The organism is Streptomyces sp. NPDC089424 (assembly GCF_044749345.1).
Lineage (GTDB): Bacteria > Actinomycetota > Actinomycetes > Streptomycetales > Streptomycetaceae > Streptomyces.
Genome location: NZ_JBIVHU010000001.1, coordinates 866081 through 878156, shown reverse-complemented (window position 1 = coordinate 878156; position 12076 = coordinate 866081). Strand labels below are relative to the sequence as shown.

Genomic DNA, 12076 nt, shown 5'->3' with positions numbered 1-12076 from the left:
AAAGTAAGTGGCCCCAGAGGAGCCGCCCCAGCCGAGGAGCCCGCCCATGTCCATCGCCTCCACCGGTCCGCCGACGCCCCGGGGGGACGGGCGTCTCGCGGCCGTGTTCCTCGCACCCGCCCTGCTGGGATTCCTGGTCTTCCTGCTGTGGCCCACGCTGCGGGGCGTGTATCTGAGCTTCACGCGGTTCAATCTGCTCACGCCGGCCCAGTGGGTGGGCCTGGACAACTACGCCCGCATGGTCAACGACCCCATCTTCTGGGACTCGATGCGGACCACCGTCGTGTACGTGGTGATCAACATCGGGGTGCAGACCGTCTCCGCGCTGGCGATCGCCGTGCTGCTGCAACGCCTGACCCGATCGGCGACGCTGCGCGGCATCGTGCTCACGCCCTACCTCATGTCGAACGTCGTCGCCGGCATCGTCTGGCTCTGGATCCTCGACACCCAGCTGGGCATCGGGGGCGAGATCGTCACCGCGCTCGGCGCCGACCGCATCCCGTTCCTCGCCGACGAGACCTGGGCGATCCCGACGATCGCGCTGATCAACGTGTGGCGGCACGTGGGCTACACCGCGCTGCTGCTGTTCGCCGGCCTCCAGGCCATCCCGGCCGCGCTGTACGAGGCCGCGAAGGTGGACGGCGCCGGCGAGTGGCGGATGTTCCGGCGGATCACGCTGCCGCTGCTGCGCCCGGTCCTGGCCGTCGTGCTGATCATGACGGTGATCGGCTCCTTCCAGGTGTTCGACACGGTCGCCGTGACGACCTCGGGCGGCCCGGCGAACGCCACCAACGTCCTGCAGTACTACATCTACGGATCCGCCTTCGGCCGCTTCCAGTTCGGCTACGCCTCCGCGATGTCCGTGGCCCTGCTGATCGTCCTGACCGCCATCACCGTCCTGCAGTACCGGCTCACCCGGGCCGGCCGGACCGACCTCGGCTGACGGATCGGCTGACGGAAGGGAGAGACGACATGACTGCCGTCGCGACGACGACCGTACGGCGTGCGAGGCGCAGGCCTTCGCTCGGGCGGGTGCTGGCCTGGACGGTGATGGCCGCGATCGTGCTCGTCACGGTCCTGCCGTTCTACTGGATCCTGCGCACCGCCCTGTCCAGCAACACCGGGCTGGCCGCGCAGCCCGCCGACCCGCTGCCGGTCGGCCTCACCACCGGCGGTTTCGAAAGGGCGCTCGGCCTGCAGTCGACCGAGGAGGCGATCGCGCAGGGCGGGTCCGGCGGCGGGCTCGCGTTCTGGCGCTATCTGCTCAACTCGGTGCTGGTCTCCACGCTGATCACCGGGTGCCAGATCTTCTTCTCGGCGATGGCCGCCTACGCCTTCTCGCGACTGAACTGGCGGGGCAGGGACGCGGTGTTCGGGCTGTTCCTGGCCGGGCTGATGGTGCCGACGATCTTCACCCTGCTGCCGAACTTCGTGCTCATCAAGGAACTCGGCCTGGTGGACACCCTGCTGGGGATCGCGCTGCCGACGATGTTCATGACCCCGTTCGCGGTGTTCTTCCTGCGCCAGTTCTTCATGAACATCCCCCGCGAGGTGGAGGAAGCCGCCCTCCTCGACGGCGCGGGAAAGGTCCGCGTCTTCTTCCGGGTCCTGCTGCCGATGGCCTCGGCACCGGTCCTGACGCTCGCCGTGCTGACGTACATCACCTCCTGGAACGACTACTTCTGGCCGCTGATGGTGTCCTACAGCGACAGTTCGCGCGTGCTGTCCGTCGCGCTGGCCGTCTTCCGCGCCCAGACACCGCAGACCGGCACCGACTGGTCGGGGCTGATGGCCGCGACGCTCATCGCGGCGCTTCCGATGCTGGTGCTGTTCGGGCTCTTCGCCCGCCGCATCGTCGGCTCCGTCGGCTTCACCGGGATCAAGTGAGGGAACTTCCATGCGCTTTACCGCCATGCGCTTTCGTACGGTCCTCACGTCGCTGGCCGGCGCCGTGGCGCTGTCCCTGGTGGCCGGGTGCGCCCCGGGCGGCTCCTCGGGGTCCGCGCGGAACACGGTGACGTACTGGCTCTGGGACGCCAATCAGCTGCCCGCCTACGAGGCCTGCGCCAAGGACTTCGAGCGGCGGAACCCCGGCCTGGACGTCAGGATCACCCAGATGGGCTGGGACGACTACTGGACCAAGCTCACCGCGAGCTTCATCGCGGGCACCGAGCCCGACGTGTTCACCGACCACATCCAGAAGTTCGGCCAGTTCGCCGACCTGGAGGTGCTCGAACCCCTCGACGACCTGGGCGTCGAGGAGTCGGACTACCAGCCGGGGCTCGCCGCCAACTGGACGGGGCAGGACGGGCACCGCTACGGCGCCCCGAAGGACTGGGACACGGTCGCCCTCTTCTACGACAAGAAGCTCGCCGCGCAAGCCGGCCTCACCGCGGCGCAGTTGGGCGACCTGTCCTGGAACCCGCAGGACGGGGGAACCTTCGAGAAGGCCGTGGCCCGTCTCACCGTCGACGAGAACGGCCGGCGGGGCGACGAACCGGGCTTCGACAAGGACAACGTGAAGGTCTACGGGCTCGCCACGGGGGGCGCGGGCGACGGCGACGGGCAGACGCAGTGGAGCCCGTTCACCGCGTCTGCCGGGTGGAGCTACACGGACAAGAAGCGCTGGGGCAGCGCGTACCGGTACGACAGCGAGACCTTCCAGTCGGTGATCGACTGGTACTTCGGGCTGGCGGAGAAGGGCTATCTCGCGCCGTTCACGGACTACAGCAACAACGCCAACCCGCCCAACGCGCAGGTCGCCGCGGGGACGGCCGCGGCCGCCTTCGACGGCGCCTGGATGATCTCCACGTACCACGGCGCGAAGGGCCTGGACGTCGGCACCGCCGTGACCCCGCGGGGCCCGACGGGCAAGCGGGCCACCATGATGAACGGCCTCGCCGACTCGATCACCAAGAACGCCCGCAACAAGGCGGGCGCCAAGAAGTGGGTCCGTCATCTGGCCTCCGACGCCTGCCAGCGCACCGTCGGCGGCTACGGGATCGTCTTCCCGGCGACCCCGGACGGCACCGCGGCGGCCGTCGCGGCGTACCGGAAGAAGGGCGTCGACGTCTCGGCGTTCACCGAACCGGTCTCCGGCCAGGGCGACTTCACGACCTTCTCCTTCCCCGTCACCGACTACGCGGCGGACGTGTTCGCGCTGATGCGCCCCGCCATGCAGGACATCTACGCGGGCGGCGCTCCGGTGAGCGGCCTGGACCAGACCAACCGCCAGATCAACTTCCTCCTCGGCCAGTGAAAGGCAGCCATCCCATGACGTTCTCCCTCGGCATCGTCGGCGCCGGGCAGTTCTCCGGGCAGTTCGCGAAGCTGTTCCTCGCCCATCCGGGCGTCAGCGACGTCCATGTCACCGACCTGCTGCCCGAACGGGCCGAGCGGCTGGCCGCCGCGGAGGGCCTGAGCGGCACCTTCCCGACCTACGAGGCCATGCTGGAGTCCCCGGGGATCGACGCGGTCGCGATCTTCACCCAGCGCTGGACGCACGGCCCGCTGGTGCTCCAGGGGCTGAACGCCGGCAAGCACGTCTACTCCGCGGTCCCGATGGCGATCGCCACCGAGGAGATCGCGGCGATCATCGACGCGGTCAAGGCGACCGGGCTGACGTACATGATGGGCGAGACCAGCCAGTACAACCCGGCGACCGTGCACGCCCGCGACCAGATCGCCAAGGGCGCCTTCGGCCGGATCTTCTACGCCGAGGGCGACTACGTCCACGACATGGACCTGGGGTTCTACGAGGCGTACCAGTACAGCGGCGGGGAGAACTGGAAGGCGACGGCGAGCTATCCGCCGCTGCTGTACCCGACGCACTCGGTGGGCGGTGTGCTGGGCGCCTGGCAGACGCACGCGGTGAGCGTGTCCGCGCTCGGGGTGGTGGACGAGCGGGGCGACGGCGTCTTCGACCGGGCGGTGAGCCAGTTCGGCAACGACGTCTCGAACGCGACGGCGCTCTTCGAGGTCGCGGGCGGCGGTTCGTTCCGTACCAACGAGTTCCGGCGGGTCGGCTACCCGTCCCACATCCGGGAGTCCCGCTTCCGCTTCTTCGGCACGGAGGCGAGCATGGAGCAGCTCGCGACGGTGGCGTTCTGGCAGGACAAGTCGGGCGTCACGGACATCTCCGAACTGCTGGAACCCAAGCAGACGCTGTCGCCGGACGACCCGTCGCTCCAGCACATCGCGCCGGATCTGCGGGCGGCCTTCACCTCGGGTTCGGCGCCGGTGCACGACCGGTCCCGGCTGCCGCGCTCGTTCGACCACCTGCACAACGGGCACGAGGGCAGCCACCACTTCCTGGTGGACGACTTCGTGACGGCGGTCGACACGCGCTCGCTGCCGTCCGTCAACGCCTGGGTGGCGGCCCGCTACACCCTGCCGGGCATCGTCGCGCACGAGTCCGCGCGGCAGGGTGGCGTACGGCTGGAGATCCCGGACTTCGGCGACGCGCCGCAGGTCTGACGCCCCGAGCGAGCCGGGCGCCCCGTCAGGTGCCCGGCTTGCGCCCGTACACGTAGACGTCGTCGCCGTTCTTCAGCAGCGACCAGTACTTCTGGGCCGTGGTCTTTGTCATGTTGACGCAGCCGTGCGAGCCGGGCGGGTTCCACATGCTCAGGCCCACCGAGTGGAAGGCCTGGCCGCCGTCGAAGAACTGGGAGTAGGGCATCGGCACGTGGTAGATCGTCGACACGTGGTCGATGTTGCGCCAGTAGATCTTCTTCAGGCCGGTGCGGGTCTCGTAGCCGTTCTTGCCGGTGCGGACCGGGACGGGACCGTAGACGAGCTTCCTGCCGTCCTGGATCCAGCTGAGCTGGAGGGTGAGGTTCACACAGGCGATACGGCCCTTGTTGACCGGGCAGGCGCCGGACTTGTTGGGGTTCTTCCCGACGGCCTTCTGCTTGTTCATGAGGTTCATCACGCCCCAGGTGACGGGCCCCGCGTAGCCGATGTTCGGCGTGATGCCGTGCTTGGTCTGGAACGCCTGGATCGCCTTGCAGTCGGCGGAGGACTGCCTGCCGTCCACCGGGCGGCCGAGGAACTTCTCCACCTGCTTCTGGTACGGCCCGGTCTGCGTGGTGCAGCTCGCCGCCTGCGCCGGGGCTGCGCCCAGCGCGAGTGTGAGCGGCGCCACCAGAGCGGTGGTCCCCAGGACGACGGTCGCCCGTCTGCGAATCTCCCCCATGGGCTGGCCTTGTCTCTCGCGTCGAATGCGCGTCTGCCGCGCGGTCTCTGCCTGCTAGACCGGTGGAGGGCCGATTCGGTTGTAGGCGCGGGCCGGCCGCGACAAAACGGTGACATTCGACGCGGGGCGGAGCCTGGCCGCGGTTCTCACGGGCTGCGGTCGGCGTTTCGGTCGGCGCGCCCCGTGACGGAGGTGAAGCCGGTGTTCACGGCGGTGATCCCCCCGTCGACGACCAGCGTCGTACCGGTGATCCAGGACGCGTCCCGGGAGGCGAGGAAGGCCACGGCTGCCGCGATGTCCTCCGGCTCGCCGACCCGGCCGAGGGGGTAGTGGCGGCGCAGCGCGTCGAGTTCGCCGTCGCGGCCCTGCCACGCCGTGGTGCGGACGGTGCCGGGGGCCACGAGGTTGACGCGCACACCCCGCCCGGCGGCATGCCCGGCGAGGGTGCGGGTCAGCGAGCCGAGACCGGCCTTGGCCGCGCTGTAGGCGTGGTTGCCGAAGTCCTGGAGCCCGTTGACCGAGCCGACGCAGACGACGGCGCCCCGCCCCGAGGCGGCCAGGTGCGGCAGTGCGGCGCGGCAGCAGCGGTACGCCCCGGTGAGGGTCACGTCCAGGTCGCGTGCCCACCCCTCGTCCGTCTCCTCCTCGAAGAGCGGCGCGTCGGGATGGCAGCTGTAGGCGTTGCTGACGAGCACGTCGAGGGTGCCGAACGCGGCGACGGCCCGCGCGACGGCGTCCTCGACCGACCCCCGGTCCGCCACGTCGCACACGTGCGCCTGCGCCCGGAGTCCTTCCTCGCGCAACTCCCCCGCGGTCCGCTCCGCGGCCGTCCCGTCGATGTCGGTCACGAGGACGGCCGCGCCCTCGGCGGCCAGTCGCCGGGCGGTCGCGGCGCCGATGCCGCGGGCAGCGCCGGTGAGCAGAACTCCGTACCCGTCGAAGCGCTTGGTGTCGGTCATGCGCAGACGGTACTGCCGTGGTGATCGACGGGGCAGGCACCGTGCACGGCCCGGTTTCCCGGTCCGGCCGGCGTCACCGGTACCCGGTCGTGTCCGCCGGCCTGCCCGGGTCCTGGACCTCGACGAGATAGCGCCAGGCGTCGGGCCGGCTGCCGTCGAGGTCGGTGAAGCCGTACTCCTGCGCGAGGCCGCCGCTCGACAGGGACCGTCCGTTGAAGCGCGACACCTCCGGGTCGGCGGCGAGGGCCGCGACGGCGCGGCCCACGTAGCGCGGGGTCTCCGAGATGGCGAAGTGCGGGGTCTTGTCGAGGGCGTCCCGCCAGTTGTCCTCGCGGACGCCGTAGACGTCGAGCATCATCTCCGAGCGCAGCCAGCCCGGGGTCAGCGCGACCGCCGTGGCGCCGCGCGGTCCCAGTTCGTGGCCCAGGGAGAAGGCCATGCGCAGGACGGCCGACTTGGCCAGGTCGTAGAAGAAATTGACCCGGTAGGTGTCGCGGTTGTACTCGGCCGTGCCGTCGGTCATCTCCACGACCAGGCCGCCGGGGCCGCGCAGCAGCAGGGGCAGGGCGTGGTGGCTGGTGATGACGTGCGTCTCGACGGCGAGCCGGAGCAACCTCAGGCCGCCCGCGAGGTCGTGCTCCCAGACGGCCTTGTCCCACTCGAAGAGCTTCTCGCCGCCCCAGATGTCGTTGACGAGGACGTCGAGACGGCCCTGCTCGCCGTCGATGCGGTCGACGAGCTCGCGGACCTGCGCGGGTTCGAGGTGGTCGGTGGGTACGGCGATGCCGTGGCCGCCGGCCTCGGTGACCAGGTCGGCGGTGTCCTCCAGGGTCTCGGGGCGGTCGTACTCGGAGCGGCGGGCGCGGGTGCTGCGTCCGGTGACGTAGACGGTGGCGCCGGCCGCGCCGAGTTCCACCGCGATCCCGCGGCCCGCTCCCCGTGTCGCTCCGGCGACCAGCGCGACCTTGCCCCGCAACGGCTGTGACATGTCCGACCTCCCGTGTGGCTGTTCCGGGTGTCGAGCCTCCCGCGAAAGCCGGACATCTTCTGTCACCTTTTCCCGACGGTCACTCCGTTGCCCGCGGGAGCGGGTCTCAGTGGCCCCGCGCGATCCACTCCTCCAGGTGCGGGGCCTCGGCCCCGATGGTCGTGGAGTCGCCGTGGCCGGTGAGGACCTTGGTCTCCGCGGGGAGGGTCAGGAGCCGGTCACGGACGGAGGTGATGATCGTCGGGAAGTGGGAGTACGAGCGGCCGGTCGCGCCGGGGCCGCCCTGGAAGAGGGTGTCGCCCGTGAAGACGACGCCGAGGCCGGGGTCGTACAGGCAGACCGCGCCGGGGGCGTGCCCCGGGGTGTGCAGCACTCGCAGGTCGGCTCCGGCCGCCTCGATGACCTGCCCGTCCCGCAGCCCGGCGTCCGGTTCGCGGCCGGGGTGGGTCTGCTTCCACAGCGGCAGGTCGTCGTGGTGCAGCCAGATGACGGCTCCGGTGCGGTCGGCGAGCGCGGGTGCCGCGTTGACGTGGTCGTTGTGGGCGTGTGTGCACACGATGGCCTTCAGGCGCCGGTCCCCGACCGCCGCCGCGATCGCGTCGGCGTCGTGGGCGGCGTCGATGACGACGACCTCGTGTTCGTCACCGACGAGCCACACGTTGTTGTCGACGTCCCAGGAGCCGCCGTCGAGGGTGAACTGCCCGGAGGTGACGAGGCGTTCGATGCGGGCGGCCATCACAGCACCACCACCGAGCGCAGCACGTCACCGTGGTGCATCCGCTCGAACGCCTTCTCCACCTCGTCGAGCTGGATCGTCTCGGTGACGAAGGCGTCCAGGTCCAGACGCCCCTGCAGGTGGAGGTCGATCAGCATGGGGAAGTCGCGGGACGGCAGGCAGTCGCCGTACCAGGACGACTTGAGCGCGCCGCCACGGCCGAACACGTCGAGGAAGGGCAGTTCGAGCTTCATCTCCGGGGTGGGCACGCCGACCAGGACGACGGTGCCGGCCAGGTCCCGGGCGTAGAAGGCCTGCTTGTACGTCTCCGGGCGGCCGACCGCCTCGATGACGACGTCCGCGCCGAACCCGCCGGTCAGCTCGCGGATCGCCTCGACCGGATCGGTGCCGGAGGAGTTGACGGTGTGGGTGGCGCCCATCCGGCGGGCGGTCTCCAGCTTGCGGTCGTCGATGTCGACGGCGATGATCCGGGCCGCTCCGGCCAGCCGCGACCCGGCGACGGCCGCGTCGCCGACGCCGCCGCAGCCGATGACGGCGACGGTGTCGCCGCGGCCGACGCCACCCGTGTTGATGGCGGCGCCGAGGCCGGCCATCACGCCGCAGCCGAGCAGTCCGGCCACCGCCGGGGAGACGGCCGGGTCGACCTTGGTGCACTGGCCGGCCGCGACCAGCGTCTTCTCGGCGAACGCGCCGATGCCGAGGGCCGGGACGAGCTCCTGGCCGGTCGCGGCGAGGGTCATCTTCTGCTCGGCGTTGTGGGTGTCGAAGCAGTACCAGGGCCGGCCACGCAGGCAGGCCCGGCAACGGCCGCACACCGCACGCCAGTTGAGGATCACGAAGTCACCGGGCGCCACCTCGGTGACGCCCTCCCCGACCGTCTCGACCACCCCGGCGGCCTCGTGGCCGAGCAGGAAGGGGAACTCGTCGGTGATGCCGCCCTGCTTGTAGTGCAGGTCGGTGTGGCAGACCCCGCAGGCCTGCACCTTCACCACGGCCTCTCCCGGCCCCGGGTCCGGTACGACGATCGTCTCGACCCGCACCGGCTCGTCCCGCCCCGGTGCGATCACGCCGCGTACTTCCTGCGCCATGTGCTGGCCCCTTCCGTCTCCGCGCGTCCGTCCCGGCATCCGACCCTACGCGTGACTGATCGGTAAGGGGACGGTTCCGGCTGCGCGCCGCGCGCCCGGTCGCGGCCGCGCCGCCCGTCCGGCGCCCCGGTGCTGCCGTGATGTCCGGCCCGCGCCCCGGTTGTCGGTGCCCCCACGTAATCTCTGAGCATCCCCTCGGACCGTGAAGGAGCAGCGTGAGCATCGCAGAGTCGGAGAGCGCCCCGCCCGCGTGGCGCATGCTCCTGGGCTATGTGCGGCCCCACCGGTGGACCCTGTTCGCGGGCGCGCTACTGTCGCTGGTCACCGGCGCCACCGGGCTGGCGCTGCCGCTGGTGGCGCGCGGGTTGATCGACGACCTCTCCCACGACCGGGCCATCGCCGGGGCGTTGCTGGCCATGTCGGCCCTGGTCGTGGCGAACGCCGCGGTGGGCGCGCTCGGGGGGTACGTGCTCCAGCGCACGGCGGAGTCGGTGGTGCTCGGCGCCCGGCGGACCCTGTCGTCGTACCTGCTGCGGCTGCGGATATCCGCGGTGGACCGCAGCGAGCCGGGTGACCTGATGGCCCGCATCACCTCGGACACCACGCTGCTGCGCGAGGTCACGACCGACTCGCTGGTCGGCCTCGGCACGGGCGGACTCACGCTCGTGGCCACCGTCGCGATGATGGGCTTCGTCGACCCGGTGCTGCTCGGCGTCACGCTCGCCGTGGTCCTCGGCACGGGCCTGGTCCTCGGCTTCATCGTGCCCCGTATCAACAAGGCCAGCCGCCGGGCCCAGGACGCCGTCGGTGTCATGGGAGCGTCGCTGGAGCGGGTGCTGGGCGCGCTGCGCACGGTGAAGGCGTCCGGCGCCGAGCACCGCGAGGAGCGGACGCTGCACGCGGCGGCCGAGGAGTCGTGGCGGCAGAGTGTGCGGGCCGCCAAGTGGTCGGCCGCTGCGGGCAACACCGCCGGGCTGGCGATGCAGATCGCCTTCATCACGGTCCTCGCGGTCGGCGGCGCGCGGGTCGCGACCGGCGCCGTGGACATCGGCACGCTGGTCGCCTTCCTGCTGTACGTCTTCTACCTCATGTCGCCGATCCAGCAGGTGGTCGGCGCGATCACGCAGTACCAGACGGGCGCCGCCGCCCTGGCCCGGATCCAGGAGGCACTGCGGCTGCCCGCCGAACCCCAGGCGCCCGCCGCCTCGTTGCCGTCGGCCGGCGCGCCCCCGGCCGCGCTCGCCTTCACCGACGTCCGCTTCCGCTACGCCGAGGACCTGCCCTACGTCCACCACGGCGTGACCTTCGAGGTCCCGGCGCAGGGCATGACGGCGTTCGTCGGCCCGTCCGGCGCGGGCAAGACGACGGTCTTCTCCCTCATCGAGCGCTTCTACGACCCGGAGTCGGGCGTGATCACGCTGGACGGCCGGGACCTCACGGAGTGGGAACTGCCGCGGCTGCGCTCGGCGATCGGTTACGTCGAGCAGGACGCGCCGGTGCTGTCGGGGTCGCTGCGCGACAACCTGCTGCTGGGCAATCCCGAGGCGGACGACGACGCCCTGACGCGGGTGCTGAAGACGACCCGGCTGGACGGGCTGGTCGAGCGGCTGCCGGCCGGCGTGGAGACGCTCGTCGGGCATCGCGGCACCAAGCTGTCGGGCGGGGAGCGTCAGCGGGTGGCGATCGCCCGCGCGCTGCTGCGCCGTCCGAGACTCCTGCTGCTCGACGAGGCGACCTCGCAACTGGACGCCGTCAACGAGGCGGCGCTGCGCGACACCGTCGCCGACGTGGCCCGCACCACGACGGTGCTGGTCGTCGCGCACCGGCTGTCCACGGTGACGATGGCCGACCGGATCGTGGTCATGGACTCGGGCACGGTCCGTGCGGTGGGCACCCACCGCGAACTCGTGACCGCCGACCCGCTGTACGCGGAGCTGGCGGCCACGCAGTTCCTCGCCACGGCCGGCTGACGGACCGCGGCGGCGTGGGTCAGCCCACGTCGGGGAGCAGCCCGGTGACGGGGGCGGCCATGTCGGTGAGCTGGCGGAGCTGGTTGAGGTCGTTGAGCCGCTTCATCTGGGTCAGCTGTGCGGAGGGCCGCGGGACCTCCTCCTTGTACTCGGCGGGGATGTCGCTGACGGCGAGGGAGTCGAGGAGGGTGACCGGGCTGAGTGCGCCGACGCCCGGGGCGTCGGCCTCGGCCGCGCTCACCGAGGGGGCGGCGAGTCCGGCGACACCGGCCGCGAGTCCAACGGCTGCGACGAAACGACGTGTTGAGATCATGCTCTGGGCAACGCGAACCGCCCCCGGGCGGACACGGTCGGCCCAGTCCGCTCACCCGTCAGGCGCAGTCGCCGGGTCCGGTCCTCAGTCCGCTCCGGGCCGCCATCCCACGGGACGCAGGATGCCGAGCAGCTGGCGGACCAGTTCGTCCACCACCTCGTCGAGGGTGGCCGGTACCCGGCCGGTGCTCCAGTCGTGGACCAGGCCGTTGACGCTGCCGATGAACGCCGTCGCGGCGAGGCGGTAGTCACGGCGGGCCGCCTCGCCGCGCTCGGCGGCCGCGTGCGCCTCGGCGCAGATCAGGTCGACCCAGCGGGCACGCCGGGTGAGCCGCTGCTCCTCCATGCGGGGACTGACGCCGACGATCTCCACGAAGGTGATGCGGACGCGGCGGGGGTCGGCGGTGACGTTGCCGGCGTAGGCGCGGAAGATCGCGTCGGCCCGCTCGCCCACAGGTGACTCCCGGGTGCCGGCCGCCGCCGCCAGCACCGCCTCCTCGGCCAGGGCGTTGACCTGGAGGTGGAGCGCGGCGAGCGCGTCCTCCAGGGTGTGGAACTCCTCGTAGAACTGCCGGGTGGACAGTCCCGCCGCCTCACTGAGCGCCGCGACGGTCGTGGCCCGGTAGCCGGGGCTTTCGCCGAAGAGCCGGAGCGCCGCGTCGAGGAACCGCCGGCGCCGCTCGGCCTGCCGTTCCTGTGCCGACCTGCCCCCGTAACGCCCCGTCGGAGCCCTGAGCCTGCCCGCCAACGTCCCTCCCGTTCCGCGCCGTCGGCCCATCCTTTCGTGCACGCCGCCCCCTGGTGAAGGGCACCCCCCGGGGGACCG

At 71.5% G+C, this 12076-nt stretch carries 12 protein-coding genes; 5 read left to right on the top strand and 7 right to left on the bottom strand.

Annotated elements, in window-relative coordinates:
* Nucleotides 1-46: 46 nt before the first annotated feature.
* Genes ACIP2X_RS03850 through ACIP2X_RS03835 form a run of 4 tightly spaced genes read left to right on the top strand, consistent with a single transcriptional unit; the run spans nt 47 to nt 4476 of the window.
* Entirely contained in the window at nt 47-943 is an 897-nt protein-coding gene (locus ACIP2X_RS03850) for a carbohydrate ABC transporter permease (protein WP_401667067.1), read from the top strand.
* Between the two features lie 29 nt (nt 944-972).
* Nucleotides 973-1887 (top strand): carbohydrate ABC transporter permease, encoded by a 915-nt coding sequence (locus ACIP2X_RS03845; protein WP_401667064.1) that lies wholly within the window; start codon nt 973-975, stop codon nt 1885-1887.
* 25 nt (nt 1888-1912) lie between these two features.
* Nucleotides 1913-3259, top strand: coding sequence for an ABC transporter substrate-binding protein (locus tag ACIP2X_RS03840; RefSeq protein ID WP_401668833.1), 1347 nt, complete (start codon nt 1913-1915; stop codon nt 3257-3259).
* A gap of 14 nt (nt 3260-3273) precedes the next feature.
* Nucleotides 3274-4476, top strand: coding sequence for a Gfo/Idh/MocA family protein (locus ACIP2X_RS03835; protein WP_401667062.1), 1203 nt, complete (start codon nt 3274-3276; stop codon nt 4474-4476).
* A gap of 25 nt (nt 4477-4501) precedes the next feature.
* Here ACIP2X_RS03835 and ACIP2X_RS03830 read toward each other — a convergent pair whose 3' ends face one another.
* The 5 genes from ACIP2X_RS03830 to ACIP2X_RS03810 all read right to left on the bottom strand — a co-directional run bounded on the left by ACIP2X_RS03830 (nt 4502) and on the right by ACIP2X_RS03810 (nt 8968).
* Nucleotides 4502-5197: a L,D-transpeptidase family protein gene (locus tag ACIP2X_RS03830; RefSeq protein WP_401667060.1), complete on the bottom strand. Its 696-nt coding sequence runs from the start codon at nt 5195-5197 to the stop codon at nt 4502-4504.
* Between the two features lie 146 nt (nt 5198-5343).
* Complete coding sequence (locus ACIP2X_RS03825; RefSeq protein ID WP_401667057.1) at nt 5344-6156, bottom strand: SDR family NAD(P)-dependent oxidoreductase; 813 nt, start codon at nt 6154-6156, stop codon at nt 5344-5346.
* 73 nt (nt 6157-6229) lie between these two features.
* Nucleotides 6230-7144, bottom strand: coding sequence for an SDR family oxidoreductase (locus ACIP2X_RS03820; RefSeq protein ID WP_401667055.1), 915 nt, complete (start codon nt 7142-7144; stop codon nt 6230-6232).
* 106 nt (nt 7145-7250) lie between these two features.
* Nucleotides 7251-7880 carry an MBL fold metallo-hydrolase gene (locus ACIP2X_RS03815; RefSeq protein ID WP_401667053.1) on the bottom strand — a complete coding sequence of 210 codons (630 nt, stop codon included), beginning with the start codon at nt 7878-7880 and terminating at the stop codon, nt 7251-7253.
* Nucleotides 7880-8968 (bottom strand): S-(hydroxymethyl)mycothiol dehydrogenase, encoded by a 1089-nt coding sequence (locus tag ACIP2X_RS03810; protein ID WP_401667051.1) that lies wholly within the window; start codon nt 8966-8968, stop codon nt 7880-7882. Before ACIP2X_RS03810 ends, ACIP2X_RS03815 begins: the two co-directional genes overlap by 1 nt.
* Before the next feature lie 257 nt (nt 8969-9225).
* Between ACIP2X_RS03810 and ACIP2X_RS03805 the strand changes: the two genes are divergently transcribed.
* Complete coding sequence (locus ACIP2X_RS03805) at nt 9226-10938, top strand: ABC transporter ATP-binding protein (RefSeq protein ID WP_401668830.1); 1713 nt, start codon at nt 9226-9228, stop codon at nt 10936-10938.
* Nucleotides 10939-10957: 19 nt separating this feature from the next.
* Here ACIP2X_RS03805 and ACIP2X_RS03800 read toward each other — a convergent pair whose 3' ends face one another.
* Both ACIP2X_RS03800 and ACIP2X_RS03795 read right to left on the bottom strand, forming a co-directional pair.
* Nucleotides 10958-11251, bottom strand: a complete 294-nt coding sequence (locus ACIP2X_RS03800) for a hypothetical protein (protein WP_401667049.1) — start codon at nt 11249-11251, stop codon at nt 10958-10960.
* A gap of 84 nt (nt 11252-11335) precedes the next feature.
* Nucleotides 11336-11998, bottom strand: coding sequence for a TetR/AcrR family transcriptional regulator (locus ACIP2X_RS03795; protein WP_401667046.1), 663 nt, complete (start codon nt 11996-11998; stop codon nt 11336-11338).
* Between the last annotated feature and the right edge of the window lie 78 nt (nt 11999-12076).

What these genes read in the sequence shown, in the direction of transcription:
- ACIP2X_RS03850 (WP_401667067.1), top strand. Translation starts at nt 47, where the DNA reads ATGTCCATCGCCTCCACCGGTCCGCCGACGCCCCGGGGGGACGGGCGT.
- ACIP2X_RS03820 (WP_401667055.1), bottom strand. Translation starts at nt 7,144, where the DNA reads ATGTCACAGCCGTTGCGGGGCAAGGTCGCGCTGGTCGCCGGAGCGACA.
- ACIP2X_RS03835 (WP_401667062.1), top strand. Translation starts at nt 3,274, where the DNA reads ATGACGTTCTCCCTCGGCATCGTCGGCGCCGGGCAGTTCTCCGGGCAG.
- ACIP2X_RS03830 (WP_401667060.1), bottom strand. Translation starts at nt 5,197, where the DNA reads ATGGGGGAGATTCGCAGACGGGCGACCGTCGTCCTGGGGACCACCGCT.
- ACIP2X_RS03800 (WP_401667049.1), bottom strand. Translation starts at nt 11,251, where the DNA reads ATGATCTCAACACGTCGTTTCGTCGCAGCCGTTGGACTCGCGGCCGGT.
- ACIP2X_RS03805 (WP_401668830.1), top strand. Translation starts at nt 9,226, where the DNA reads ATGCTCCTGGGCTATGTGCGGCCCCACCGGTGGACCCTGTTCGCGGGC.
- ACIP2X_RS03815 (WP_401667053.1), bottom strand. Translation starts at nt 7,880, where the DNA reads ATGGCCGCCCGCATCGAACGCCTCGTCACCTCCGGGCAGTTCACCCTC.
- ACIP2X_RS03810 (WP_401667051.1), bottom strand. Translation starts at nt 8,968, where the DNA reads ATGGCGCAGGAAGTACGCGGCGTGATCGCACCGGGGCGGGACGAGCCG.
- ACIP2X_RS03825 (WP_401667057.1), bottom strand. Translation starts at nt 6,156, where the DNA reads ATGACCGACACCAAGCGCTTCGACGGGTACGGAGTTCTGCTCACCGGC.
- ACIP2X_RS03840 (WP_401668833.1), top strand. Translation starts at nt 1,913, where the DNA reads ATGCGCTTTCGTACGGTCCTCACGTCGCTGGCCGGCGCCGTGGCGCTG.
- ACIP2X_RS03845 (WP_401667064.1), top strand. Translation starts at nt 973, where the DNA reads ATGACTGCCGTCGCGACGACGACCGTACGGCGTGCGAGGCGCAGGCCT.